Raw genomic sequence first — 26,220 nt, 5'->3', positions numbered from 1 at the left:
GTCCCGGGCTTTTCTCATGGTGGCAGCCCTCAATTCGAAAGGCCCTGATGCAGGACATCGAACAGGTTGATGCGCTGGTGATCGGGGCTGGGGTGGTTGGCCTGGCGGTGGCTCGCGCTCTGGCATTGGCCGGTCGAGAAGTGATGGTGCTCGAGCGCGAGTCGGCAATCGGCACCGGCACCAGCTCGCGCAACAGCGAGGTGATTCACGCCGGCATCTACTACCCTGCAGGTTCCCTCAAGGCCAGCCTCTGTGTGCAGGGCCGCGTTGCGCTGTATGCCTATTGCGCCGAACGCGGTGTGGCACACCGTCGCTGCGGCAAACTGATCGTGGCCACCACGCCGTCGCAGTTGGAGGCCTTGCCAGCCATTCTTGAAAAAGCCCGAAACAACGGCGTGACCGATCTCCAGTTGCTCAGCCGAGATGAGGCGAAGCGTCTGGAACCAGAGCTCGAATGTCTGGGTGCGGTGCATTCGCCGTCTACCGGCATCGTGGACAGCCACGCGCTCATGCTGGCCTACCAGGGTGATCTGGAGCAGGCTGGCGGCTTGGTTGCCTGCCGCAGCGGCGTGGACAGCATGGTGGTGTCGCCCCGCGGCATCGAGGTGCGCTGCCTCGATGGCACCCGCCTTGTGGCCCGGTCGGTGGTCAATGCCGCCGGTCTTTCGGCCTGTGATCTGGCCCGGCGAGTGCGGGGACTCGACCCGCTCCACGTGCCGCGCGCCTGGTATGCCAAGGGCAACTACTTCACCCTTTCCGGACGTGCGCCTTTCTCACGCCTGATTTATCCCGCACCTGAACCGGATCGGCACCTGGCAGGCCTGGGCGTTCACCTGACGATCGATCTGGGCGGGCAGGCCAAGTTCGGCCCTGATGTGCAATGGACCGATTCGCCCGACGATCTGGTGGTGGACGTTTCGCGTGCCGCCGGTTTCCAGGCCGAGGTGCGGCGCTATTGGCCTGGACTGCCGGAAGATGCCTTGCAGCCTGGCTATGCCGGTGTACGGCCCAAGATCAGCGGTCCCGACGATCCTGCAGCGGATTTCCTGATTCAGGGGCCAGCCGTTCACGGCGTGCCCGGCCTGGTGAATCTGTTCGGCATCGAGTCACCCGGGCTCACCAGCAGCCTGGCCATTGCCGATCGGGTGGTGGCGTTGCTCTGATCAGGCCTTTGCAGCGCGCGCCTGGATGGCGCGAGCGGCCTCCCAAACCAGCGAAGGACCCTTGTAGATCAGGCCCGTGTAGATCTGAACCAGCTGGGCGCCGGCCTCGATCTTGCTGACAGCGTCGTTTGCATCAAGCACCCCGCCCACGCCAATGATGGGAAAGCCTTTTCCCAGGCAGGCGCGCAACTGGCGGATGACGCGGTTGCTCGCGAGCAGCACCGGAGAACCCGAAAGCCCTCCCGCTTGTTCCGCGTGGGGCAAGCCTGCCACGGCTTCGCGGCTCAGGGTCGTGTTTGTGGCAATCACACCCAGCGCGTTGGTGGCCTGGCCCGTGCTGTCCACGCCGTAGCGCATCAGGGTGGCAGCAATGACCTCGATCTGTGTGTCGTCCAGATCCGGTGCGATTTTTACGAACACCGGAATGCGACGACCGTGTCTTTGAGCCAGCAGCTCGCGGCGCTCGGACACGGCGCTCAGCAGGGCGTCGAGCGCCTCATCGCTTTGAAGGCTGCGAAGGTTCTGTGTGTTCGGGCTCGAAATGTTGACCGTGACGTAGTCCGCGTGCGGGTACACGCCATCGAGGCAGGTGAGGTAGTCCTCGGTGGCCCGTTCAATCGGTGTGCTCGCGTTCTTGCCGATGTTCAAGCCCAGCAGCATCGGGCTGATGCCGCCTTGCTGGCGAAAGCGCGCCTTCTGCACATTGCCCAGGAAAGCATCGAGGCCTTCATTGTTGAAGCCCAGGCGGTTGATGAGCGCGTTGGCCTTGGGCAGCCGGAACATGCGCGGCTTGGGGTTGCCGCTCTGGGCCTTTGGCGTGACGGTGCCAACTTCCACAAAGCCGAAACCCATGGCGGCCAGACCGTCGATGCAGCGGGCGTTCTTGTCCAGACCCGCCGCCAAACCTACCCGGTTGGGAAACTGCAGCCCGGCCACGCTGCAGGGATCTTGCACCCGCGGCTCGCTGTAGATGCAGGTGAGGGGCGAGTGCTGGAGCCGCGCAATGGCTTGGAGGGTGAGTTCGTGGGCTGCTTCGGGATCGAGACTGAAAAGGAGGGGGCGTGCGACAGCGTACGGCAGGAGCGACATTGGATAATCCGACTTGTTGTTTTACCGATTGTCTCAAATGACCCAAGACGAACTCAAAGCCCTGGTGGGCCAGGCGGCCCTTCAATACGTGACGCCAGGCGACATCGTGGGCGTGGGCACCGGCTCCACGGTCAACAAGTTCATCGAGGCGCTGGCCAGCATCAAGGAGCAAATTCCGGGTGCGGTGTCGAGCTCCGAGGCCTCCACGGCGCGCCTGAAGGCGTTGGGCATCGCGGTGTTCGAGGCGAACGCGGTGGGCGAACTCTCGGTGTACATCGACGGCGCCGACGAGATCGATTCCCGCGGTCATATGGTCAAAGGCGGTGGGGCAGCACTCACGCGGGAAAAGATCGTGGCGGCGCAATCGCGCAAGTTCGTCTGCATCGCAGACGAGTCCAAACTGGTCGATGCGCTCGGCGCTTTCCCGGTGCCTGTGGAGGTGATTCCCATGGCCACTGCCCGCCTGGTGCGCCAGTTCGCCGCCATGGGTGGCCTGGCGCAGGTGCGCATGAAAGAGGGGTCGCCGTTGGTGACGGACAACGGGCAACACATCCTCGATGTCACTGGCTTGAAGATTGCCGACCCACTGGCTTTCGAGAGCGAGGTGAATCAATGGGCCGGGGTGGTGACGGTCGGGGTGTTCGCCCACCAGAAGGCCAGCGTGTGCCTGCTCGGCACAGCCGCTGGCGTCAAGACGCTGACGTTCTGATCCGCGGCCCCGCTTGCCGATTGCCGGTTCGCCTCAGCTCAGAAGCGGATGCCGGCGGGGTTTTGAGCAGGAGGTGCCACGGGCACCTCTGCAGGACCTGACGCGGCGCGGCCCTGGTCTGTGGCGCGAGCCGGGGAGGCAGACGTTGCACCGGCTTGTTCGCTTGTCACTTCCACCATGGGGCTGGGTGCCGGACGGCGGTAGCTGGAAGGCAGGGCAGACTGCTTGGGGTAGCCGGCCGCGTCCAGGAACTTGGTCCACTCGGTGTCCGAATAGCCTTTGATCTGCTGGCCGCCTATGGTCAGGAAGGGCAGCGACATTTCTCCGCTCAGCCTTTTCAGGGCGTCGCTGTCCTGCGCTGTATCGACGGTCTTCTCGGTGTAAGGAATCCCGCGCGCATTGAGCAGGTTGCGCCCGCTGTTGCAGGGCGCACAGTCGCGGCTGGAATACAGGGTGACCGGAAAGCGGCTGTTGATCTGCCGCAGTTCAAACGGCAACTGGGCCGCGGCATTGCCGGAGCTTGCGGGCGCACCGGCGGGGCGGCTGCTGGCGCTTGCCGCTGGCGCGGGCTGATCGGAGAAGGAGACCTTGCCGTCCGGGCCAATGATGCGGTAGACGCCCTGCGCGTGGGCCGGAACCGCGAGCAGGCCCGCCATCAGGCACATGCCCAACAGCCAGGGAGAAGAATTCCTCTCGAAGTATTCGGTGCGGATCACATTCATGATGGCTCCTATCGACAGACTGCAGCGGAAATCAAGCCATGCCCTGGTGACGCAGGAGAGCGTCGATGCTGGGCTCGCGACCACGAAAGGCCTTGAACGAGTCCATGGCAGGTCGACTGCCGCCCGCTTCCAGGATCGCTTCACGGTAGCGGCGTCCGGTGGCCACGTCCAGCGTGCTGTGGCCATTTTGCCGCGCGGCTTCTTCAAATGCGGCGTACGCATCGGCCGAAAGGACTTCGGCCCACTTGTAACTGTAGTAACCCGCCGAATAGCCGCCGGCAAAGATGTGACTGAACGTGTGCGGCGTGCGGCTGTAGCTGGGTGGCTGCAACACCGCCACTTCCTGTCGTACCTGTTGTTGCAGCGCCAGAATGTCCGAGCCCGTGATAAGGGGCCTGGGCGCGCTGTGCAGCAACATGTCGAACAGCGAGAACTCCACCTGCCGCAGCGTCTGCAGGCCACTCTGGTAGTTCTTGGCGGCCAGCATTTTGTCGAACAGTGCGCGGGGCAGCGGCTCACCGGTGTCCACATGTGCCGTCATGTGCTTGAGCACATCCCATTCCCAGCAAAAGTTCTCCATGAACTGGCTGGGAAGTTCCACCGCGTCCCACTCAACACCGCTGATACCTGACACATCGCGCTCGTTCACCTGCGTAAGCATGTGGTGCAGCCCGTGGCCGAACTCATGGAAGAGGGTGATGACGTCGTCGTGCGTGAGCAAAGCAGGCTTGCCATTCACACCTTCTGCAAAATTGCACACAAGGTGCGCCACTGGCGTCTGCAATGCGCCAGTGTCCGGCCGCAGCCAGCGGGCGCGCACGTCGTCCATCCAGGCGCCGCCGCGCTTGCCCGTGCGCGCGGCAGGATCCAGATAAAACTGGCCCACCAGTTCTATGCCCTGAGCGCCCCGACGCTCGATGCGGTAGAAATTGACGCCCGGGTTCCAAACCGGCGCTTGATCGCGACGGATGGCCACTTCAAACAACGTTTCGACAATCTGAAACAAGCCAGCAAGTACCTTTGGCGCTGTGAAGTAGGGCTTGACTTCCTGTTCGCTGAAGGCGTAACGCGCTTCCTTGAGCTTTTCGCCAACATAGGGCCAGTCCCAGGCCTGGGGGTCTGGCATGGCCAGCTCGCTGGCCGCGAAAGCGCGCAGATCGGCCAGATCTTTCTCGGCGTGTGGCCTGGCCTTGTGACCCAGGTCGCGCAGGAAAGCAATCACCTGCTCCGGCGACTCGGCCATCTTGGGCACGAGTGACACGTCGGCATAGTGGCGGTACCCGAGCAGCAAGGCTTCTTCGTGGCGCAGAGCCAGCAACTCACCCATGATCCCGGCGTTGTCGAACTTCACGGCCTCTCCCTCGGCCTGATCACTGGCGCGGGTGGCGTAGGCCCGGTAGAGCTTCTCGCGCAGCGCGGTGCTGCGCGCAAACTGCATCACCGGCAGGTAGCAAGGCATCTTCAGCGTCAGCTTGTGCCCTTCCTTGCCGTCGGCGCGGGCCGCTGCGGCAGTGGCTTGCAGTACATCCTCGGGCACGCCATCCAGCTCCTCGGTGCTGGCGTACAGCGCAAAGGCATCGGTGGCATCGAGCGCGTTCTCGCTGAACTTCTGGGCCAGCTCGGCCTGTCGTTCCTGCAGCCAGGCAAACCGGGTTCTTGCCTCGCCCTGCAGATCTGCGCCGCCCAGCTTGAAGCCCAGCATGGCGTTGTGGTGGGCACGCGCCTGCTCCCTGGTGAGCTGGGACGGGTCCATGGCTTTGTACTTCGCATAGAGTCGCTCATCGGCGCCCAGGCGGGTCCAGAACTCGGTCACGCGGGGCAGGGCCTCGTTGTAGGCTGCGCGCAACTCGGGCGTGTCGGCCACGCTGTTGAGGTGGCTCACTGCACCCCATGCCCGTGAGAGGCGTTCTGCAGGAACATCCAGCGTCAGGGAAATGCTGCGCCAGTCGGCCGGGAAATCCTGTGCGGTGACTTTCTCCAGTGCGGCGTTCGCTTGCAGAAGCAGTTCATCGATGGCCGGCGCCACCTGAGGAGGCGCGATCGCGTCGAACAGCGGCAAGTCCGAAAAATCCAGCAGAGGGTTCTGCGCGAAGGGGGCGGTGCGGTCGTTCATGCGTTCCCAGATGTGGCGCTGTGGATGGAATTCAAGCGATTTACAGCGAGAGAAGTGAAGCTGCGCCTACAACGCAGGCGCCCTCACTGCGCGCTTTTCTTGATGCTCTTCTTCATGACTTTGGCGCGCTTGACCTGGCCACCAGGCGTCAGGCGCTGGTTGCCCAGCACCCGCACCACCTTGACTTCCGGACGCTGGCCCCCGCGCTTGCTGAATTTGAGCACCTTGACATCGCGTGGCCCTGGCATGCGCTCCTCGTCGACCGGCTTTTCCTTCACGGGCATGGGCCGCCACAGCACGATGAGCTTGCCAATATGCTGAATCGGCGCCGCGCCAAGTTCGTCAGCCAGCGTCTGCATCATGGCTTCTCGCGCTGCGCGGTCGTCGCTGAACACGCGGATCTTGATGAGCCCGTGAGCTTTCAGGGCCATTTCGGCCTCTTTCTTCACGGCGGCGCTCAGTCCATCGCCTCCGATGTGCACGACGGGATCGAGGTGGTGGGCCTCGGCGCGATGAACTTTGCGCTGGGCGGGAGTAAGTGTGATCTGGGGCATGGGACAATTATCGTTTACAAGCACCGCAGGCGACCCTCATGGGCATGAAAGTCAAGACCCAGAGCAAAAAGGTCAACAAGGCCTGGCTCAACCAGCACGTCAACGACCCCTACGTGCGCCTGGCGCACAAGGACGGCTACCGAGCGCGCGCCGCTTACAAGTTGAAAGAACTCGACGAGACGCTCGGGTTGATCCAGCCTGGGCAGTGCGTCGTGGATCTCGGGTCCACTCCGGGTGCGTGGAGCCAGTACCTCCGGCGACGCCTCAGCCCGCAGGGCGCCGCCGTCGGCGAACTCAAGGGCACCATCATTGCATTGGACCTTCTCCCCATGGAGGCGGTGGAGGGTGTGCACTTCATTCAGGGCGATTTTCGCGAGCCCGAGGTGCTCACGGAGCTGGAACAGGCACTGGTGGAGCGTGGTGTGCAGCAGGTTGACGTGGTGGTGTCCGACATGGCGCCCAACCTGTCGGGCATCGGCATGACCGACGCCGCCCGCATTTCAGACCTGGTGGAACTGGCCGTTGACTTCTCCGTGGGTCACCTCAAGCCAGACGGTGCGCTCGTGGTCAAGCTTTTTCATGGTGGTGCCTACGATCCCATGGTGGCCTTGTTCCGCAAGACCTTTCGCACCGTCAAGGCCATCAAGCCCAAAGCGTCTCGTGACAAATCCTCGGAAACCTTCCTGGTTGGGCTGGGTCTGAAAAAGACGGCCTGAACCGGGTGTCTTTGCTTGCGAAGCCGTTCGGCGTCGCAAATGTGCCCTTTGACACGGGCTCGTCACCTTAAGACGTCAGGGGTACTTGAAAGTCCTAGAATCAGAGGTATATGGATATGTCTGACACTTTTGTCTCCAGGAGCTGCACTTGAACAACCAGTGGTTCTCGAAAATCGCCGTGTGGATGGTTATCGCCATGGTGCTTTTCACCGTATTCAAGCAGTTCGACAGCCGTTCCGCTGCGGGCTCGGGCTACATGGGCTATTCGGAGTTCCTTGACGAGGTCAAGGCCCAGCGTATCAAGAGCGCCACCATCCAGGAGGGCCAGGGTGGTACCGAAATCGTCGCTGTCACCCAGGACGACCGTCGCATTCGCACCACCGCGACCTACCTCGACAGGGGTTTGGTGGGCGACTTGATCAACAACAACGTGAAGTTCGACGTGCGTCCCCGTGAAGAGGGCTCGCTGCTCATGACTTTGCTGGTGAGCTGGGGGCCGATGCTGCTGCTGATCGGCGTCTGGATTTACTTCATGCGACAGATGCAGGGCGGCGGTAAAGGCGGAGCGTTCAGCTTCGGCAAGAGCAAGGCCCGCATGCTTGACGAGAACAACAACACCGTGACCTTCGCCGATGTGGCGGGCTGTGATGAAGCCAAGGAAGAGGTCAAGGAGGTGGTGGACTTCCTGAAAGACCCCGCCAAATTCCAGAAGCTTGGAGGACGCATCCCGCGTGGTCTGTTGCTGGTCGGACCTCCCGGCACCGGCAAGACCCTGCTTGCCAAAGGCATCGCTGGCGAGGCCAAGGTGCCGTTCTTCAGCATTTCGGGTTCTGATTTCGTGGAAATGTTCGTGGGTGTGGGCGCGGCCCGCGTGCGCGACATGTTCGAGAACGCCAAGAAAAACGCGCCCTGCATCATCTTCATCGACGAAATCGATGCGGTGGGCCGCCAGCGTGGTGCCGGCCTTGGTGGTGGCAACGATGAGCGCGAGCAGACCCTCAACCAGATGCTGGTGGAGATGGATGGCTTCGAGACCAACCTGGGGGTGATCGTGGTCGCGGCCACCAACCGCCCCGACATCCTCGATGCCGCCTTGCTGCGCCCGGGCCGTTTCGACCGCCAGGTTTATGTGACGCTGCCCGATATTCGTGGTCGCGAACAGATCCTCAATGTCCACATGCGCAAGGTGCCGCTGGGAACCGACGTGAACCCGAGCGTGATCGCCCGTGGCACGCCCGGCATGAGTGGCGCCGATCTGGCCAACCTGTGCAACGAAGCCGCGCTGATGGCCGCGCGTCGCAATGCCCGTGTGGTCGAGATGCAGGACTTCGAGAAGGCCAAGGACAAGATCTTCATGGGCCCCGAGCGCAAGAGCATGGTGATGCCCGAGGAAGAGCGCCGCAACACGGCCTACCACGAGTCTGGCCACGCTCTCATCGGCAAGTTGCTGCCCAAGTGCGACCCGGTGCACAAGGTCACCATCATTCCTCGTGGCCGCGCACTGGGCGTCACCATGAGCCTGCCGGCTCAGGATCGCTACAGCTACGACAAGGACTACATGCTGAACCAGATCAGCATGTTGTTCGGTGGACGCATCGCAGAAGAGGTGTTCATGAACCAGATGACCACCGGCGCCAGCAACGACTTCGAGCGTGCAACGACCATTGCCCGCGACATGGTGATGCGCTACGGCATGACCGATGCCCTGGGCCCCATGGTCTATGCCGAGAACGAGGGCGAAGTGTTCCTGGGCCGTTCGGTGACCAAGACCACCAACATGAGCGAATCCACCATGCAGAAGGTGGACGCCGAGGTGCGCCGCATCATCGATGCGCAGTACAAACTGGCGCGGGAGCTGATCGAGCAGAACAGCGACAAGATGCACGCCATGGCCAAGGCTCTGCTGGAATGGGAAACCATCGATGCAGACCAGATTGACGACATCATGGCTGGAAAGCCGCCGCGTCCGCCGAAAGACTGGACGCCGCGCAACCCATCGGTGGGGGGTGGTGGCAGCGGCGGAACGCCCGCAGTGACCACCGATCCGACACCCTCGGCCGCCTGATCGGGCCTGGGCAGACACACACACGGGGCCTTGGGCCCCGTTCCTGTTTTCAAGTCACCCTTTTCAAGTCTCATGCACTGGCAGACCACCCGTTTCGACATCGACCTTTCTGTTCCGCAGGTCATGGGGATCGTCAACGTGACCCCGGACTCGTTTTCAGACGGCGGGGAGCACGCCAGCACGTCCGCCGCGTTGCGCCATTGCGAGCGGATGCTGAGCGAGGGCGCACACATCCTGGACATCGGCGGTGAATCAACCCGTCCGGGCAGCCCGGCAGTGCCGCTGGCAGAAGAGCTTGCACGGGTGCTGCCCGTGGTTCGAGAGGCCGCACGGTTGGGGGTTCCCTTGTCCGTGGACACCTACAAGCCCGAGGTGATGCGCGCTGTGCTCGACGCTGGAGCCGACATCGTCAACGACATCTGGGCGCTGCGCCGCGAAGGTGCGCAAGCGGTGGTGGCAACGCATCCACGTTGCGGCGTGTGCCTGATGCACATGCACCGCGACCCTCAGACGATGCAAGTGGCACCCATGGAGGGCGACGTGCTGCCCCAGGTCATCGCATTTCTTCGCGAGCGCGCAGATTCGCTGCTCGCGCAAGGTGTCGCCCGTGAACGCATCGTGCTCGATGCGGGCATTGGCTTTGGCAAGACCGTGTCACAGAACTTCAGCTTGCTGGCGCGGCAAGATGAATTGGTGCTGGACGACTTCGCCTGGCTTGCAGGCTGGTCGCGAAAGTCTTCCCTCGGACACGTGACCGGCCGCGAGAAGCCTGCCGAGCGGGTCGCAGCCAGCGTGGCAGCCGCCGTGCTGGCGGTGGATAGGGGCGCGCGCGTGGTGCGGGTGCACGACGTGCGTGAGACGGTGGACGCCCTTCGCGTCTGGCAGGCGATGCGCGCTGCCTGAGCCAAAGGTCTGGCCCGCGATAATGCGCGTCTGGCTACCCCCACAACAAGCAAGAGAGGAGACAACATGCCCCGCAAGTACTTTGGCACCGATGGCATTCGAGGCACCGTGGGTCAACCTCCCATCACACCCGACTTCGTGCTGCGACTGGCGCATGCAGTGGGTCGCGTGCTGCGCCGAACCGAGGCGCATCCCAAGGTTTTGATCGGCAAGGACACCCGCATTTCCGGTTACATGCTCGAGTCCGCGCTTGAGTCCGGCTTTAACTCCGCTGGCGTGGATGTGGTCCTGCTGGGGCCGGTGCCCACGCCCGCCGTGGCCTACCTCACGCGAGCCCAGCGAGCCAGCCTGGGCGTGGTCATTTCGGCCAGCCACAACGCGTTTGCCGACAACGGCATCAAATTCTTCAGCGCTCAAGGGGCCAAGCTGCCCGATGACTGGGAACACGCGGTGGAAGCAGCGCTGGACGAAGCCCCGGTGTGGGTGGAGTCGGCCCAGTTGGGCAAGTCGCGTCGGCTCGACGACGCCGCCGGGCGCTATATCGAATTCTGCAAGAGCACCTGCGCGCACAACTTCACCCTCAAGGGCATGAAGATCGTGGTGGATGGCGCGCATGGTGCGGCTTACCAGATCGCGCCTGCGGTCTTCCACGAACTCGGCGCAGAGGTGGTGCGCATTGGCTGCGCGCCCGATGGTTTGAACATCAACCTGGATGTGGGCGCCACGCACCCGCAGGCCTTGCTGGCTGCTGTGAAAGCGCATGGCGCGGACTACGGTGTGGCCCTCGACGGAGATGCCGATCGCCTCCAGATGGTGGACGCACACGGCCGGCTCTTCAATGGCGACGAATTGCTCTACCTCATTGCAGCCGACCGCATGGCCCGCGACGAGGACGTGCCCGGTGTGGTGGGCACGCTCATGACCAACATGGCGGTCGAGTTGGCGTTCAAGTCGCGTGGCGTGAAGTTCGTGCGTGCCAGGGTGGGTGATCGGTACGTGCTTGAAGAGCTGGAAAAACACGGATGGATTCTGGGGGGCGAGGGCTCCGGGCACCTGCTGGTGCTCGACCGTCACACCACGGGCGATGGCCTTGTCTCGGCACTGCAAGTGCTGAGCGCCTGCGTCGACAGCGGCAAGACCATGTCGCAATTGCTTGCCGACGTCACGCTGTTCCCGCAGACGCTGATCAACGTGCGCCTGCAGCCCGGACAGGACTGGAAATCCAACACCTTCCTGAGCGATGAAACCCGTGCGGTGCAAGCGGAGCTGGGCGACACCGGGCGGGTATTGATCCGGCCCAGTGGCACCGAACCCCTCCTGCGGGTGATGGTGGAAGCGCGTGATGCGAAGCAGGCCCAGGCTTGCGCCGACCGGCTCGTCGCTGCGGTGCGCTCTCAGGTACCGGCGTGACGATCGACACCGTCAACACCGTTCGCGTCGACTGCGCCAACCCGGTGCACGCGGCCGCATTGGTGATGTTGCTGGACGCCTACGCCCGTGATCCCGCTGGTGGCGGAGAGGGCCTGTCGGATTTTGCCAAAGCCCACCTCGTTGCCGCGATGGCTGCCAGGCCCCAGATGTACAGCATTCTTGCTTTCGACGGAGAGCAGCCGGTTGGGCTGGTCAACTGCATTGAAGGCTTCTCCACCTTCGCCTGCAGGCCGTTGGTGAATGTGCACGATGTGACTGTGCTGGCCAGCCACCGCGGACGCGGAATCGCCGAGCGCATGCTGGCGGAGGCCGAGGCCATAGCCCGCGAACGGGGCGCGGTGAAATTGACACTGGAAGTGCTCTCGGGCAACCACGGCGCGGTTCGTCTGTATGAGCGCATCGGCTTTGCCGGCTACCAGCTGGATCCCACCATGGGCAAGGCGATGTTCCTGCAGAAGTGGCTGTCCTGACGATTCGTCAGTAAAGCAGATGGGGCTGTCGGGTGATGGCCCAGGCGGCTTCGTCGGCCGCTGCGGCTTCGTTCAGCACCGCAGGCGCGGCCGTCACATCGTCCACCCACTCCCGCAACAGCGGCCCGCCGTTGATGAGGTCGATCGCCAGTCGGTCATGTTCGTACTCATAGGGGAAATCGCGCCACAGCGGGTAGTCTGGCGATTGCAGCCGCAGTGCGCGAAACGCCAGCGCCTGGAGCCGCCAGGGTTGGAACGCTGAGTGGTCGTAGTGCGTCGGGTCTTCCACGTGGATCTGCACCCCTTGACACAGCTTGCCCACGTGCTTGTGAAAGGTGGGCTCGAAGAAACATTCGCGCAACACGCAGCCTTGCAACCAATCAGGGGCCAGCCGGCGCATGTCCGAGACGAGCTGGCGCGCGTCGATGTCGGGCGCGCCGAACAGCTCCAGCGGTCGCGTGGTGCCACGTCCTTCGCTGAGGGTTGTGCCTTCGAGCATCACCGTGCCGGCATATGCGCGCGCCATGCTCAGGTTGGCTGCGTTCGGGCTGGGGTTGATCCAGGTGCGCTCGGTCGGCCAGCCGTATCCCGGTGCTTTCGCGGGCTGCCAGCCTTCCATGGCGACGACGCGGTATTCCAGCGTGAGGCCCAGCGTGTCGACAAACCAGTGGCCCAATTCGCCCATGGTCATGCCGTGGCGCATGGGCATGGGACCGGCGCCAACAAAGCTTTCCCAGCCTTCGCGCAAGCTCAGCCCTTCGATCGGGCGACCTGCCGGGTTGGGGCGGTCCAGCACCCACACCGCTTTGCCGTGTTTTGCTGCGGCTTCCAGCACGTAGCGCAGTGTGGTGATGAAGGTGTAAATGCGGCAACCCAGATCCTGAAGGTCGACCAGCAACACGTCGAAGCTGTCCATCATCGACTCGGTGGGCCGGCGCACTTGCCCGTAGAGGCTGAACACCGGAATGCCGAGGCGTGGGTCGCTGAAATCGGGCGATTCGACCATGTTGTCCTGTTTGTCACCCCGCAGCCCGTGTTGCGGGCCGAAGGCGGCGCTGAGCCTCACGTCCGGCAATCCGGCAAGAGCGTCAAGCGTGTGCGTGAGGTTGCGCGTGACGGAGGCGGGGTGTGCCAGCAGGGCTACGCGCCGCCCCGCAAGCGGTGCGCGCAGGGCAGGGTCTGCCAGAAAACGTTCGATGCCGATTTTCATGAGGTTTCAATTCAATGCAGAGGCGCGGCCAGGCGCAGTGTGTGGCCGTCGCGGTGATGGAAATCGGGCTGCGGAAGGGGATGGTGCAATGCCCAGTAACTCCGGTGGCCACTGCGTTCTTCGATCACCGCCGAAAGGCCCAGACTGAGCACCGCGGGGCTGCGGGGCAGGGCATCAAGCGGCACGCGGGCGGTGAGCGTGAGCAGGCGGGGCGCATTTTGCACCTGTGGTGGCACCAGCAGCACGCGACGCAGCGCCTCGGCGGTCGTATCGCGCTCGCGCTCGCCGCTGAAGCGGTAGGCCGCCCAGGCGGTGGACGGGGAGAAGTTGAATTCCTGATAAGCGGCCGCACCGTCGGCGGCCACGAAAGCTTCAAAACAGGTGTGTTGCCACAGGCCATCGGTGGGCACGGGTGCGGCGGGTGCCGGCAGACGCAGGGAGTCGATATCGCCCACCAGGCTGTAGTGCAACCGCAATCCGTCGGATTGGGTCCGCACCTCCACAGAAAGTGAAAGGGGCAGGCTCGCCGGCATGGCGGGGTGGCAGCGCAGTTGGGCGCGAAGGAGGGTGGGGCTGGGCGTCACAGCTGCGTATTCTGGCAGGCACCTCGAGGGTGTTCCGAAGTCATCAAAACTTCATGTGATTGCCACCGGCTCGACATCTGCGGTTCGCACACTGCCTTTTCATGACCAAAGCTTCAATCAACTCCACGCCTCAGACGGGCGTTCTGCAACAGGAGCCCAGCATGAAAGAGCTTCCCATCCCGACCCTGAATCTCTCCCTGGTTTCCTTGCCACGGGGGTCACTTCATCCACGCGTTGTCATCCCGGGTTCACCCCTGGTGGCGCCCATCCCTCAGCCGGCCACGGGCGGCATTGAGGTTTCCTGGGCGCGGCATCTTGACGAGGTTCGTGAAGCGCAGCGCTTGAGGCACTCGGTGTTCGCTGGCGAGATGGGCGCCATTCTCTCCGAGGCAGTGCCGGGTCACGATGTGGACCTGTTCGACGACTTCTGTGAACACCTGCTGGTGCGCGATGCCACCAGCCGGGAAGTGATAGGCACCTACCGCGTGCTCACCCCCGCCCAGGCTCGCCGCGTGGGCAGTACCTACAGCGATACCGAGTTCGATCTCACCCGCCTGCGTGCGGTTCGCGAGCGCATGGTGGAGCTGGGGCGCAGCTGTGTCCACCGTGAGCATCGTCACGGCGGCGTCATCATGGCGCTGTGGGGGGCTCTGGCCGAGTTCATGGTGCGCAACCAGCTCGACACCATGATCGGCTGCGCCAGCATTCCCATGCAGCACGAAGGCCCGCACGGTGTGGTGGGTGGGGGTCATGCTGCAGCCAGCATCTGGCGCCAGGTCAAGCAGACTCATCTGGCACCGATCGACTTCCACGTGCGGCCACGCCTGCCGCTCCCGATCGAACAGCTCGACGACACGCTCGACGTCGAGCCGCCCGCACTGATCAAGGGCTACCTGAGGCTCGGCGCCAAGGTGTTGGGCCCACCGGCCTGGGACCCGGATTTCAACGCCGCTGACCTGCCCATGCTCATGCGGATTTCTGATTTGCCAGCCCGTTACCGCAAGCACTTTCTGGGAGCCTGACATGGCACCACCCGCCGCGCTTCGCACGACCCCCCAGGGGGCGGCACTGGCGGCCTGGCAAAGCCAGTTCCGCGGTGCCCTCGCAGATGTGGGCGCCGCCCCGCTGCGCGATGACGAGCCCCACGGCGATGGCGGCGAACGAGCCCGCTACCGTGCGGTCTTCATCTCCGACCTGCATCTGGGCACCGCCGGCTGCCAGGCCAGGCCGCTGCTGGACTTCCTCAAGCACCACCCGAGCCAGACGCTGTACCTGGTGGGGGACATCATCGACGGCTGGCAACTGCGCCGGCGCTGGTTCTGGCCGCAGGCGCACAACGACGTGGTGCAGAAGCTGTTGCGCCGCTCCCGGAAGGGGTGCCGGGTGGTGTTCGTGCCCGGCAACCACGATGAGTTCGCGCGCCAGTTCTGTGGTCACCGGTTCGGCGGCATCGAGGTGGCCGAGGAAGCGGTGCACACCACGGCAGACGGTCGCCGGCTCTGGGTGGTTCACGGCGATCATTTCGATGGCGTGATCCAGTGCGCCAAGTGGCTGGCCTATCTGGGCGACAACGCCTATGAATTCACTCTGCGGCTCAACCGCCATCTCAATTCACTGCGCGCCCGCATGGGGCTGCCCTATTGGTCCCTGTCGCAATACCTCAAGCACAAGGTCAAGAGCGCGTTGAATTACGTGACCGATTTTGAACGCGCCGTGGCGGCAGAAGCGCGGCAACGCGGCTACCAGGGTGTGGTCTGCGGGCACATTCACCGGCCCGAGATGCGCGTCATCGATGGCACGCTGTACTGCAACGATGGCGACTGGGTGGAGAGCCTTTCCGCCCTGGTCGAGCATTTCGATGGACGGCTCGAGCTCGTTCACTGGCGTCCCTCGACCGAGCCCGCGTCGCTGGCGGCAGAGCAGGAAAGTCAAAGTTCCTGAACTGGCACCTTGCAGGAGACGCGCATGAAGATACTGATCGTGACCGATGCCTGGCAGCCACAGGTCAATGGGGTGGTGACCACGCTGGTCGAGCTGGCGCGGCAGTTGCAGGCGATGGGCCACGAGGTGGTGGTGATTCAACCGGGGCAGTTCCGCACCCGCCCTTGCCCGGGCTATGCGGGCATCGACATCGCCGTGTTTCCGGGTCGTCGCCTGCGCACGCTTATTGATGCGGCCGCGCCAGATGCCATTCACATTGCCACGGAAGGCCCGCTGGGCTGGGCGGCGCGGCGCCACTGTATGCGCCGCCAACTCCCTTTCACTACCGCCTTTCACACCAAGTTTCCAGAAATCCTGCATGCCGCGCTGGGCATTCCGCTGTCGTGGGGGTACGCGCTGTTCCGCCGCTTTCACCGGCCCAGCAGGGGCGTGATGGTGCCCACGCAGGGCGTGCTTGAAATGCTGCAGGCCAGGGGCTTCCAGCGCCTGAAAGCCTGGACCCATGGCGTGGACACGAGGCTGTTCGCCGTGGCTGACCCGGCGATCGCCTGTCATGCGCTGGGGCCGCTCGCCCATCCCGTGAGTCTCTTCGTGGGTCGAATTTCCTTTGAGAAGAACATCGAGGCATTTCTGCAGCTCGACGTGCCGGGCAGCAAAGTGGTTTGCGGTGTCGGCCCGCTCGAATCGGCATTGCGCCATCGGTATCCCAACGTGCACTGGCTGGGTGTGCTGCCGCGCCACGAATTGGCGCAGGTGTACGCAGCGGCGGACGTTTTCGTTTTCCCCAGCCGCAACGAAACCTTTGGCCTCGTCATGCTCGAAGCCATGGCCTGCGGCGTGCCGGTGGCCGCCTACCCGGTGGACGGGCCGTTGCAGGTTCTGGGTGACAGCAGCGCAGGCGCGATGCACGAGGACCTGCGCGAGGCCTGGCGTTCAGCGCTCAAGGTCAAACGCTTCGAAGCCCGGGAACGTGCGCTGCAGTTTGGCTGGGGCAGGGCCGCCGAGTTGTTCGTGGCCCATCTCAGTGTGCTGCCCAGGCCGAAGAGCGCCCGACCCGCTTGTCATGCAAATGTCATGGGATCGTTCAATAATCGTCATATATGAGCGGCTCCACCCCCAACCAGAAGCTCCCCCTTCTCGACCGCGACCACAGCATCCTGGCTTTCAACGAGCGTGTCATGGATTGGGCGCGGCGGCCGGACGTGCCCTTGCTCGAACGGCTGCGCTACCTCAGCATCGTCTCCAGCAACCTTGACGAGTTCTTCGAGGTGCGCGTGGCGCCCCACCTCACGGCGGCCAAGGCCAACGAACAGCGCGGCCTCTACACCACCCAGACTTTCGAGCAACTTTCCACCGAAGTGCACGCGCTGGTGGCGCAGCAGTACGCCATCTACAACGACGAACTGCTCCCGTTGCTGGAAAAGAAGGGCATCAAGCTGATCTCGCACGGCGAACGCAATGCGCGCCAGCGCCGCTGGGTGAAGGAGTTCTTCATCAAGGAGGTGCAGCCCTTGCTGATGCCGGTGGGGCTGGACCCGGCGCATCCGTTCCCTCAGGTGGCCAACAAGTCGCTCAACTTCATCGTGCGCCTGACCGGCAAGGACGCTTTTGGCCGCGAGAACGAAATCGCCATCGTCAAGGTGCCCCGCATCCTGCCGCGTTTCTTTCGCATGCCGCCGGTCAAGGGGTCGAAGCAGACGCATTTCGTCTCCATCTCCAGCCTCATTCGCTCGCACCTGGGCGATCTCTTTCCTGGGCGGCAGGTCACCGAGTTCTCCCAGTTCCGCGTCACGCGGCATTCCGATCTGGCGGTGGACGAGGAAGAAGTGAAAAACCTGCGCACCGCGTTGCGCAAGGGGCTGCAACAGCGCCACTACGGTCAGGCGCTTCGTCTGGAAGTGTCGGCAGGCTGTTCGCCGTATCTCTCCAGCTTTCTGCTCGAGCAATTTGCGCTCCCCGAAATGGCGCTGTACCGCGTGCCGGGGCCGGTGAATCTGGTGCGTTTGAACCAGCTTATCGACAACGTGGACGCGCCCTCGCTGCGGTTTGAAACTTACAACGCCGGATGGCCGCTGCAGCTCACGCCGGGGCAGTCGTACTTCGAGCGGCTGCGGCACGGCGACGTGCTGATCCACCAGCCCTACGAGAGCTTTGACGCGGTGCTGGGCTTCCTGCGCGAAGCGGTGGAAGATCCGGACGTGCTGGCCATCAAGCAGACGATCTACCGCACCGGCGCGAAATCCGAGCTCATGAACCTGCTCCGCGAGGCGGTTCGCCGAGGCAAGGAAGTGACGGCGGTGGTGGAGCTCAAGGCGCGCTTTGACGAGGAGGCCAACATCAACTACGCAGAACGCCTTGAGTCGGTGGGCGCGCAGGTGGTGTATGGCGTGGTTGGGCTCAAGACACACGCCAAGATGCTGCTCATCACGCGGCGTGAGGCGGGTGGCCTTCGCCGCTATGCGCACCTTTCCACCGGCAATTACAACCCCGGTACCGCGCGCCTCTACACCGACCTCAGCTACCTCACAGCCGATGACGCACTTACCGCCGACCTCGAACAGATCTTCCTGCACCTGGCAAGCCAGAACCGCCTGCCCAAGCTCAACAAGGCCCTGATCGCGCCGTTTCACCTGCACAAGGCCATGCTGGACAAGGTGGAGGCCGCTGGCGTCGCGGCCAAGGCGGGCAAGGACGCCCGCATCATCCTGAAGATGAACGCGCTGACCGACGAGCCCATGGCACGTGCGCTTGCCCTCGCGTCTCAACAGGGCGTGAAGATCGACCTGATCGTGCGGGGTGCCTGCATCCTGCCCGCACAGGTGCCTGGCGTTACCGACAACGTGCGCATCCGGTCGGTGATCGGGCGCTTGCTTGAGCATTCGCGCGTGTTCTACTTCCGCACCGGTGATGACGAGGAACTGTGGCTTTCCAGCGCCGACTGGATGAACCGCAACATGCTGCGACGCATCGAACTCGCATGGCCGGTGACCGATGCATCGCTGCGCCACCGCATCATGGACGAATGCCTCTCGGCCTACCTGCACGACACCAAAGACGCCTGGCTTCTGCAGGCGGATGGTCGCTACGTGCCGGCAGGCCAGCAGGGCGGTGGGCGCCAGCGCGCAGCCACCCTGCATTCGGCGCAGGCCAGCCTCATGGCGCGCTACGGCAGCAAGGGCTGACGAAATGGACATGATTCTGTGGCGGCATGCCGAGGCCCAGGATCACCCCGACCTCATTCTCGGTCGGCCGGGAGACGCCGCCGACCTGGCGCGCCGGCTGACGTCCAGAGGCGAAAAACAGGCAACCCGCATGGCCGCCTGGCTGGATCGGCAGTTGCCGGATGGCGCACGCATCTGGACCAGCCCGGCCCAGCGCTGCGAGCAGACCGCCATGGCGCTGGGGCGCAAATTCAAACTGAGTGAGGCCCTGGTCCCCGATGCCCCACCGCAAGCCTTGCTTGAACTGGTGCAATGGCCCCACGGAAAGTCTCCGGTGGTGGTGGTTGGCCACCAGCCCACGCTGGGCCGCGTGGTGGCCCGGTTGCTGGGCCTTCAGGAAGACGACTGCTCCGTGAAGAAAGGCGCCGTGTGGTGGCTGCGCCACCGCGAACGCGGCACCCTGGGGCAGACGGTCCTGGTGACCGTTCAGACGCCTGAAATGATCTGAGCCGATTCAGGCAGATTTGACGGCAGGCGTTGCGACCTTCCGGGCGACGCGCTTCTTGGCCACAGCTTTGCTGGCCACCACTTTTTTGGCTGGCGCTTTCGCGGCCGGCCTGGGTGCCGTTGCCTTCTTGCTCGCGACCTTCACGGCGGGTTTGGGAGCGGCTTTGGCAGGTGACTTGACAGCCGCTTTCGTTGGGGCCGCCGCCTTGGGCTTGTCGGCTCCGGTGGGGCGCCCCGTCTTGAGCGTGGGGACTGCGATCAGCGCTGCCTTGTAAGCGGCGTCGCTCAGTCCTTGTAAGACCATCAGACCAGCGCGCAGCAGCTCGCTCTTCTTCACGCTGGTGCCCAGCGCAATGGCGCGTGTCTTGAGCGCGTCGATGGCGATGAATTCAGTCTTCGGTATGGTGAAGCTGTCGCGCACCAGCTTGGGTTTCTTGGGGCTGCTCTTGCTGCTCTGACTGGCCATGAATGAACTCCGGCGTTGGTTGTGAAGCCGGGAATTCTAAACCGTATATACGGTTTATATCTTTATGACAACGGTGTGTCAGAGGCATGACGCAACGGTGTCACCGGATGTCGGCGGTGAACTTCCAGGCGGTCTTTTGCCAGGCCAGCACTTCTTCACCCAGCAGCCAGGCCGATTGCGGATAGCGCCGTGCCCAGCCAGGGTTGGTGGCGAGTTTGAATGCGCGCGACTTGTAGCTGAGCTTGACGGATTCGTACTCAGGCTTCTGGCGCGCATGGCACAGGAGCACGGCCAGACGCAACGCCATGAGCTGCTTCGCGAACAGCTCGTCATGCAGCGATTCCTCCAGCTTGCGCAGCTTGCCGCGCTGGCCCAGCACCAGCTGGCTCATTCGGTGGAGTTCTGGCAGAGAGAAGCCGCGCGCGTCGACGTTGTCCAGGATGTAGGCACCATGGTGATGCGAGCGTTCGTGAGAAATGTGCGTGCCGATTTCGTGTAGGCGTGCAGCCCATGCCAGCTTCTGCGAATAACGCTCGTTCTGCGCGTCCAGTGCCGCAATCTGCGAGAACAGGGCGGTGCTCACGTCGCTCACGCGCTTGCCCTGCGCCTCATCGGCCGAGAAACGGTTGGCCAGCCAGAGCACGGTGCGCTCGCGCACGTCGCCGCCATCGGTGTCGCGGTCGATCAGGTCGTACAGAGCACCGTGGCGCAGCGCGCCCTGGGCCGGCACCATTTGCTGGATGTCGAACAGGTCGAAAATAGCGCGCAACACGCTCACGCCGCCGCCAATCACCGGTCGGCGGTCGTCCTTGAGGCCTTCCAGTCGCATCTGGTCCGAACTGCCGGACTTGATCATCCGGTCCACGAGCCAGTCCAACCCCGATCGCGTGATCAATCCCGTGGCCCAGCCATTGGCTCCCAGCATATCGGCGACCGCGCCCACCGTTCCAGAGGAGCCGTAGGCCACGTTCCATTCGGAGGGCGCAAATTTGTCCAGCGCGTCGTCGATCACCGCCTTGGCGGCGACCTCGGCGGTCTTGAAGGCGGCGGCGTTGAACTGGCCGCGTGGGAAATACCGGTTTGACCAAGCCACGCTCCCCAGCCGGTAGGACTCCATGGTGCGTGCCCGGTAGCCTTCGCCCAGAATCATCTCGGTGGAGCGGCCGCCGATGTCGACCACCAGGCGTTTTTCGTCCGAATGGGGCAGCAGGCGCGATACGCCCTGGTAAATCAGCCGGGCTTCCTCGTAACCAGACACCACATCAATCGAAAAACCCAGGATGGCCTGGGCGTTGCGCAGGAATTCCTCCCGGTTTTTTGCTTCGCGCAGGGTCTGCGTGGCCACAGCTCGCACCTGCTGCTTCTTGAAGCCGTGCAATCGCTCGGCAAACCGTGCCAGACACTCCCAGCCGCGCTCCATGGCGGCCTGGCTGAGCAATTTGTCCTCGTCCAGCCCGTTGCCCTGGCGCACGGTTTCCTTGAGGTATTCGATGCGCTCGATGTGCCCCGAATGGTAGCGACCGATCTCCAGACGGAAACTGTTGGAGCCAAGGTCAATGGCGGCTAGAAGGGTTCCGTTTTGCATGCGTGGCGGGGTGGCGGGCCGAACAGGGCCGATGGGGCGGCAGGGTGAAGCAGAGTCAGGGCCGAATTGTGACGCATGGCTGCCAGGGTTCAGTCGGGGCCGCAAGCCGTGGGTTGTGACAGAGCGCAGTTGTCACGGTGTTGTCACATAGCCTGCCTAGAGTCGTCCTTGTTCCCTTTCCAACCGCAAGGAGTCTCGAATGTTCACCAAACGCACTTTCCTCAAGACCGTGGCAGCCGCCGCGATGGCCACCGCAGGCATGGGTTCCGCCCTGGCCGCCGACATCACCGGCGCAGGCGCTACCTTCCCGTTCCCCATTTACGCCAAGTGGGCTGAAGCCTACAAGAAGGAAACCGGCACCGGCCTGAACTACCAGTCGATCGGTTCTTCGGGTGGCATTCGCCAGATCCGCGCCAAAACCGTGGCCTTTGGTGCTACCGACGCGCCGGTGGCCGGCGCCGACCTGGACAAAGACGGCATGGTTCAGTTTCCCGCCATCATCGGTGGCACCGTGCCCGTGATCAACCTCGAAGGCTTCAAGCCCGGCGAGCTGCGCGTGACCGGCCCCGTGCTGGCCGAAATGTTCCTCGGCAAGATCGCCAAGTGGAACGATCCCAAGCTGGTCGCCCTGAACCCGGGCAAGACCCTGCCAGACGCCAACATCACCGTGGTGCACCGCGCCGACGGTTCGGGCACGACCTTCAACTGGACCGACTACCTCACCGCCGTGAGCAAGGATTGGGCCGACACCGTTGGCAAGGGCGCCGCCGTGAAGTGGCCTGCAGCTTCTTCCGTGGGTGGCAAGGGCAACGAAGGCGTGGCCGCCAACGTCAACCGTGTCAAGGGCGCGCTGGGCTACGTGGAGTACGCCTACGTGAAGAAGAACAACATGAACTTCCTGCAGCTGCAGAACGCCGACGGCAAGTACGTCAGCCCTGACGACAAGGCGTTTGCTGCCGCCGCGGCGGGTGCCGACTGGTTCAGCGCACCCGGCATGGGTATTTCGATGGTCAATGCCAAGGGCGCCGAGAGCTGGCCCGTGAGCACCGCTTCGTTCATCCTGATGTACAAGGATCCGGCCGACAAGGCGCAATCCGCCGAAGTGCTGAAGTTTTTTGACTGGGCGTTCAAGAACGGCAAGGGACTGGCTGCTGAGCTGGACTACGTGCCCCTGCCTGACGCCCTGACGGCTCAAATCCGTTCGAAGGTCTGGACGCAGATCGCCAAGTAAGGCAGGCTACCCCGAAACACGCATCCGCCTCGAGCGGATGTGCGTTCGGGGTCGGGGAGAACCGACTTGGGAGTCAATATGAACGTGGGAACCACCATGAGCCAGCAGCCCGTGTCCATGGAACTGGACAACCCGAACATGGCGTCGATCGCCAGACGCCAGCGGTTCGAGGACGTTGTGTTTCACCGCCTCACGCAGGCTTTTTCGCTGCTGGTGCTGGTTGCATTGCTCGGCATCATAGTTTCGCTGTTCATCAATGCCTGGCCCACCTTCCAGAAATTCGGTATCGAATTCGTCTGGCGCGTTGAGTGGGACATCATCAACGAAGAATTTGGCGCGGCCATTGCCATCGTCGGCACGCTGGCCAGTGCTGGCATCGCGCTGCTGATCGCCGTGCCGCTTGCCTTCGGCATTGCGCTGTTCCTTACCGAAACCTGCCCGGTCTGGCTGCGCCGCCCTCTGGGTACGGCGGTTGAACTGCTGGCGGCGGTACCGTCCATCATCTACGGCATGTTCGGCCTGTTCGTGTTTGCGCCGCTGTTCGCAGATTACTTCCAGGTGCCGGTGCAGCAGATGCTCGGCGGCATGCCGCTGGTGGGTTTCTTGTTTGGTGGCAGCACCAACGGCTTTGGCATTCTGGCCGCTGGCATCGTGCTGGCTTTCATGGTGCTGCCCTTTGTGGCGGCGGTGATGCGCGATGTGTTCGAGATCGTTCCACCGATCCTGCGCGAGTCGGCCTACGGCCTGGGTTGCACCACTTGGGAAGTGGTGCGGCGCGTGGTGTTGCCCTACACGCAAAAGGGCGTGATTGGCGGGATCATGCTGGGGCTGGGTCGAGCGCTGGGCGAAACGATGGCCGTGACCTTTGTGATCGGCAACGCCAACCGCATGCCCACCTCGCTGTTCTCGCCAGGCACCTCCATTGCGTCTACGCTGGCCAACGAATTCGGTGAGGCTGCCGACTTCCACCTCTCAACGCTCTTTGCGCTGGGCTTCCTGCTGTTCGTCATCACCTTCCTGGTGCTGTCGGCGGCCAAGATCATGTTGATGCGGGCCGAGAAGGCCAAGGGCCTGTGAGGTCACATTCGATGGAATTCAATCAATCCCTTTACAAGAAGCGCCAGCGCTCCAACGCCATCGGCCTCACGCTGTCCATGGGGGCCATGGTGCTCGGCCTGGTGGTGCTGCTCTGGATTTTGAGCGTGCTGTTCACCAACGGCTTCAAGGCGCTGGATTGGAACATGTTCACGCAGTCCACGCCCGCGCCCGGCAGCGAAGGCGGTGGCCTCGCCAACGCCATCGTGGGCAGCCTGATGATGGTGGGCTTTTCGGTTCTGGTCTCCACGCCCATTGGCATATTGGCCGGGGTCTACCTCGCCGAGTACGGCGATCAAAGCAAGACGGCCGAACTCACGCGTTTCGTGACCGACATCATGCTGTCGGCGCCTTCCATCGTGCTGGGCTTGTTTGTCTACGCCATCGCGGTGGCCACAGTGGGCAATTTCTCAGGGTGGGCTGGGAGCCTTGCGCTTTCGCTGATTGCCGTGCCTGTGGTGGTGCGCACCACCGAGAACATGCTGCGCCTGGTGCCCGGCAGCCTGCGGGAAGCGGCCTTCGCCCTGGGTGCTCCGCGCTGGAAAGTGGCCACCATGGTGACGCTGCGCGCGGCCCGCAGTGGCGTGATGACCGGTCTGCTGCTGGCAGTGGCCCGCATCAGTGGAGAAACCGCACCGCTGTTGTTCACGGCGCTCAACAACCAGTTTTTCAGCACCGACATGGGCGCGCCCATGGCCAATTTGCCGGTGGTAATTTTCCAGTTCGCGCTCAGCCCCTACGACAACTGGATCCGGCTGGCCTGGGGCGGCGCATTGCTCATTACCCTCTCAGTGCTGGTGCTCAACATCGTGGCGCGCGTGTTCCTCCGGGAAAAATCGGCGAACTGATCAAACCAACACCAACAAACCCGGAAACACCATTCTCATGGACATGACCATGCCCGCACTCGCCACCCAGCCCGCCGAGAAGCCCGCCACGCGAAACGCGCTCGAACTTCGCAACCTGAGCTTCTTCTATGGCAAGTTTCAAGGCCTGAAGAACGTCAACATGAACGTCGAGGAACGCAAGGTGACCGCGTTCATCGGGCCCTCGGGTTGTGGCAAATCCACGCTGCTGCGCACGCTCAACCGCATGTACAGCCTTTACCCTGGCCAGCGTGCCGAGGGGCAGATCCTGTTTTACGGTCAGGACATCCTGGACGCGAAGCAGGACATCAACCTGCTGCGCGCGCGCATCGGCATGGTGTTCCAGAAGCCCACGCCGTTTCCCATGTCGATCTACGACAACATCGCCTTCGGCGTGAAGCTCTACGAAAATCTGGACAAGAACGACATGGAAGAGCGCGTGGAATGGGCGCTGTCGAAGGCGGCGCTGTGGAAAGAGGTGAAAGACAAACTGCACCAGAGTGGTCTGTCGCTCTCGGGCGGACAGCAGCAGCGCTTGTGTATTGCACGGAGTGTGGCCGTGAAGCCCTCGGTGTTGTTGCTCGACGAACCCACCTCCGCGCTCGATCCCATTTCCACAGGCAAGGTCGAAGAACTGGTGCACGAACTCAAGCAGGACTACACCATCGCCATCGTCACGCACAACATGCAGCAGGCCGCGCGCTGCAGCGACTACACCGCCTACATGTACCTGGGTGAGCTGATCGAGTTCGGCACCACCGAACAGATCTTCTTCAAGCCCGCCAAGACCGAGACGGAAGACTACATCACCGGACGCTTCGGCTGATCCAGGCCCCAACGAGAGACACCTCCATGAGCGACAAACACATCTCCAGCCAGTTCGACGCCGAACTCAACTCCATCTCCACGCAGGTGCTCGAGATGGGCGGCCTGGTCGAATCGCAGCTTCATCAGGCCGTTTACGCCCTGGTGCACATGAGCATGGAATCGGCAGAGCAGGTGATCGAGAATGAAAACCGCATCAACCAGATGGAACTGCAGATTGATCACGAGATCATTTCCACCATCGGCCGCCGTCAACCCACCGCGCGCGACCTGCGTTTCCTCATGGCGATTTCGCGCACCACGCAGAACCTCGAGCGCGCTGGCGACGAAGTGGCGCGCATTGCCCGCATGGTCAAATCCATCATCGAAAACGGTTCGCCCCGCAATCTGCCCAGCTCGGAGTTGCGCGTGGCCGCCGACCTGGCCGCTGCGCTCCTGCGCAAGACGCTCGACTCGTTCGCCCGTCTGGACACCACGATGGCGGTGGCCATCATCAAGGGCGACAATGCGATCGACGACGAATACAACGGCTTTCTGCGCAAGCTCATCACCTACATGATGGAAGATCCCCGCACCATCTCGCCCAGCCTGGACCTGCTGTTCCTGGCCAAGTCCATCGAGCGCGTGGGCGACCATGCCAAGAACATTGCCGAACAGATCATCTTCATCGTGAAGGGTGAGGACGTTCGCCACACCTCCATGGAGAAAGTGGAGTCGGTCGTCGGATGAGAAATATGCTCCCCCCCGCGCCGCTTCGCGTCACCCCCCTGGGAGGGGGGCGCCAGCTGCAGCCCGGCAAAGCCGGTTCTGCGCT

Annotated in this window: 25 protein-coding genes; 17 read left to right on the top strand and 8 right to left on the bottom strand. The window is 63.3% G+C overall.

Features of this window, described 5'->3' with window-relative positions; genetic code table 11:
* The first annotated feature begins 47 nt into the window (after positions 1 to 47).
* A complete protein-coding gene (locus CAP37_RS09320) occupies positions 48 to 1,163 on the top strand; it encodes an NAD(P)/FAD-dependent oxidoreductase (RefSeq protein ID WP_086123909.1) in 1,116 nt (371 codons plus the stop codon).
* On the opposite strand, the gene CAP37_RS09315 is transcribed toward CAP37_RS09320, so the two are convergent.
* Positions 1,164 to 2,252: a quinone-dependent dihydroorotate dehydrogenase gene (locus tag CAP37_RS09315; RefSeq protein WP_086123908.1), complete on the bottom strand. Its 1,089-nt coding sequence runs from the start codon at positions 2,250 to 2,252 to the stop codon at positions 1,164 to 1,166.
* Positions 2,253 to 2,289: 37 nt separating this feature from the next.
* Here CAP37_RS09315 and rpiA point away from each other — a divergent pair, with 37 nt between their 5' ends.
* Positions 2,290 to 2,961: a ribose-5-phosphate isomerase RpiA gene (rpiA, locus tag CAP37_RS09310; RefSeq protein WP_086123907.1), complete on the top strand. Its 672-nt coding sequence runs from the start codon at positions 2,290 to 2,292 to the stop codon at positions 2,959 to 2,961.
* 38 nt (positions 2,962 to 2,999) lie between these two features.
* Here rpiA and CAP37_RS09305 read toward each other — a convergent pair whose 3' ends face one another.
* From CAP37_RS09305 to CAP37_RS09295, 3 genes are all read right to left on the bottom strand, one after another.
* Entirely contained in the window at positions 3,000 to 3,683 is a 684-nt protein-coding gene (locus tag CAP37_RS09305) for a glutaredoxin domain-containing protein (protein WP_373271071.1), read from the bottom strand.
* Positions 3,684 to 3,714: 31 nt separating this feature from the next.
* Positions 3,715 to 5,796 carry a M3 family metallopeptidase gene (locus CAP37_RS09300; protein ID WP_086123906.1) on the bottom strand — a complete coding sequence of 694 codons (2,082 nt, stop codon included), beginning with the start codon at positions 5,794 to 5,796 and terminating at the stop codon, positions 3,715 to 3,717.
* Positions 5,797 to 5,879: 83 nt separating this feature from the next.
* Entirely contained in the window at positions 5,880 to 6,350 is a 471-nt protein-coding gene (locus CAP37_RS09295) for a YhbY family RNA-binding protein (protein ID WP_086123905.1), read from the bottom strand.
* Between the two features lie 44 nt (positions 6,351 to 6,394).
* Between CAP37_RS09295 and CAP37_RS09290 the strand changes: the two genes are divergently transcribed.
* From CAP37_RS09290 to CAP37_RS09270, 5 genes are all read left to right on the top strand, one after another.
* Complete coding sequence (locus CAP37_RS09290) at positions 6,395 to 7,066, top strand: RlmE family RNA methyltransferase (protein WP_086124908.1); 672 nt, start codon at positions 6,395 to 6,397, stop codon at positions 7,064 to 7,066.
* 148 nt (positions 7,067 to 7,214) lie between these two features.
* The gene (ftsH, locus tag CAP37_RS09285) at positions 7,215 to 9,131 is read left to right on the top strand and encodes an ATP-dependent zinc metalloprotease FtsH (RefSeq protein WP_086123904.1); all 1,917 of its coding nucleotides are present in this window, start codon (positions 7,215 to 7,217) and stop codon (positions 9,129 to 9,131) included.
* A gap of 72 nt (positions 9,132 to 9,203) precedes the next feature.
* Entirely contained in the window at positions 9,204 to 10,034 is an 831-nt protein-coding gene (gene folP, locus CAP37_RS09280; RefSeq protein ID WP_086123903.1) for a dihydropteroate synthase, read from the top strand.
* Between the two features lie 66 nt (positions 10,035 to 10,100).
* Positions 10,101 to 11,444: a phosphoglucosamine mutase gene (glmM, locus tag CAP37_RS09275; protein ID WP_086123902.1), complete on the top strand. Its 1,344-nt coding sequence runs from the start codon at positions 10,101 to 10,103 to the stop codon at positions 11,442 to 11,444.
* 65 nt (positions 11,445 to 11,509) lie between these two features.
* On the top strand, positions 11,510 to 11,935 hold the full coding sequence (locus CAP37_RS09270; RefSeq protein ID WP_086124907.1) for a GNAT family N-acetyltransferase: 426 nt from the start codon (positions 11,510 to 11,512) through the stop codon (positions 11,933 to 11,935).
* Positions 11,936 to 11,942: 7 nt separating this feature from the next.
* Here the strand turns inward: CAP37_RS09270 and CAP37_RS09265 are convergent, their stop codons facing one another.
* Both CAP37_RS09265 and CAP37_RS09260 read right to left on the bottom strand, forming a co-directional pair.
* Positions 11,943 to 13,145 (bottom strand): exo-beta-N-acetylmuramidase NamZ domain-containing protein, encoded by a 1,203-nt coding sequence (locus tag CAP37_RS09265; protein ID WP_086123901.1) that lies wholly within the window; start codon positions 13,143 to 13,145, stop codon positions 11,943 to 11,945.
* Between the two features lie 11 nt (positions 13,146 to 13,156).
* Positions 13,157 to 13,729: a DOMON-like domain-containing protein gene (locus CAP37_RS09260; RefSeq protein ID WP_143435919.1), complete on the bottom strand. Its 573-nt coding sequence runs from the start codon at positions 13,727 to 13,729 to the stop codon at positions 13,157 to 13,159.
* 161 nt (positions 13,730 to 13,890) lie between these two features.
* Here CAP37_RS09260 and CAP37_RS09255 point away from each other — a divergent pair, with 161 nt between their 5' ends.
* Genes CAP37_RS09255 through CAP37_RS09235 form a run of 5 tightly spaced genes read left to right on the top strand, consistent with a single transcriptional unit; the run spans position 13,891 to position 19,339 of the window.
* Complete coding sequence (locus CAP37_RS09255) at positions 13,891 to 14,751, top strand: GNAT family N-acetyltransferase (RefSeq protein WP_086123899.1); 861 nt, start codon at positions 13,891 to 13,893, stop codon at positions 14,749 to 14,751.
* 1 nt (position 14,752) lies between these two features.
* Positions 14,753 to 15,670 carry a UDP-2,3-diacylglucosamine diphosphatase gene (locus CAP37_RS09250; protein ID WP_143435918.1) on the top strand — a complete coding sequence of 306 codons (918 nt, stop codon included), beginning with the start codon at positions 14,753 to 14,755 and terminating at the stop codon, positions 15,668 to 15,670.
* Positions 15,671 to 15,694: 24 nt separating this feature from the next.
* Positions 15,695 to 16,774 (top strand): glycosyltransferase family 1 protein, encoded by a 1,080-nt coding sequence (locus tag CAP37_RS09245; RefSeq protein WP_086123898.1) that lies wholly within the window; start codon positions 15,695 to 15,697, stop codon positions 16,772 to 16,774.
* Positions 16,771 to 18,852 (top strand): polyphosphate kinase 1, encoded by a 2,082-nt coding sequence (ppk1, locus tag CAP37_RS09240; RefSeq protein ID WP_086123897.1) that lies wholly within the window; start codon positions 16,771 to 16,773, stop codon positions 18,850 to 18,852. The genes CAP37_RS09245 and ppk1 overlap by 4 nt, the downstream gene beginning before the upstream one ends.
* Before the next feature lie 4 nt (positions 18,853 to 18,856).
* A complete protein-coding gene (locus CAP37_RS09235) occupies positions 18,857 to 19,339 on the top strand; it encodes a histidine phosphatase family protein (RefSeq protein WP_086123896.1) in 483 nt (160 codons plus the stop codon).
* A gap of 6 nt (positions 19,340 to 19,345) precedes the next feature.
* Here the strand turns inward: CAP37_RS09235 and CAP37_RS21710 are convergent, their stop codons facing one another.
* Complete coding sequence (locus CAP37_RS21710) at positions 19,346 to 19,804, bottom strand: hypothetical protein (protein ID WP_086123895.1); 459 nt, start codon at positions 19,802 to 19,804, stop codon at positions 19,346 to 19,348.
* 100 nt (positions 19,805 to 19,904) lie between these two features.
* Complete coding sequence (gene ppx / locus CAP37_RS09225) at positions 19,905 to 21,389, bottom strand: exopolyphosphatase (RefSeq protein ID WP_086123894.1); 1,485 nt, start codon at positions 21,387 to 21,389, stop codon at positions 19,905 to 19,907.
* 199 nt (positions 21,390 to 21,588) lie between these two features.
* Here ppx and pstS point away from each other — a divergent pair, with 199 nt between their 5' ends.
* From pstS to phoU, 5 genes are all read left to right on the top strand, one after another.
* On the top strand, positions 21,589 to 22,620 hold the full coding sequence (pstS, locus tag CAP37_RS09220) for a phosphate ABC transporter substrate-binding protein PstS (RefSeq protein ID WP_086123893.1): 1,032 nt from the start codon (positions 21,589 to 21,591) through the stop codon (positions 22,618 to 22,620).
* Positions 22,621 to 22,716: 96 nt separating this feature from the next.
* The gene (gene pstC / locus CAP37_RS09215) at positions 22,717 to 23,697 is read left to right on the top strand and encodes a phosphate ABC transporter permease subunit PstC (RefSeq protein WP_256926922.1); all 981 of its coding nucleotides are present in this window, start codon (positions 22,717 to 22,719) and stop codon (positions 23,695 to 23,697) included.
* Positions 23,698 to 23,708: 11 nt separating this feature from the next.
* Positions 23,709 to 24,563 (top strand): phosphate ABC transporter permease PstA, encoded by an 855-nt coding sequence (gene pstA, locus CAP37_RS09210; protein ID WP_086123891.1) that lies wholly within the window; start codon positions 23,709 to 23,711, stop codon positions 24,561 to 24,563.
* Positions 24,564 to 24,612: 49 nt separating this feature from the next.
* Positions 24,613 to 25,407, top strand: a complete 795-nt coding sequence (pstB, locus tag CAP37_RS09205; RefSeq protein WP_373271070.1) for a phosphate ABC transporter ATP-binding protein PstB — start codon at positions 24,613 to 24,615, stop codon at positions 25,405 to 25,407.
* 26 nt (positions 25,408 to 25,433) lie between these two features.
* On the top strand, positions 25,434 to 26,135 hold the full coding sequence (phoU, locus tag CAP37_RS09200) for a phosphate signaling complex protein PhoU (protein WP_086123890.1): 702 nt from the start codon (positions 25,434 to 25,436) through the stop codon (positions 26,133 to 26,135).
* The last annotated feature ends 85 nt before the right edge of the window (positions 26,136 to 26,220 follow it).

Origin of the sequence: Hydrogenophaga sp. IBVHS1 (assembly GCF_002127265.1) — a bacterium.
Classification (GTDB): Bacteria; Pseudomonadota; Gammaproteobacteria; order Burkholderiales; family Burkholderiaceae_C; genus Hydrogenophaga.
This window is presented reverse-complemented; position numbering and strand designations above follow the sequence as displayed.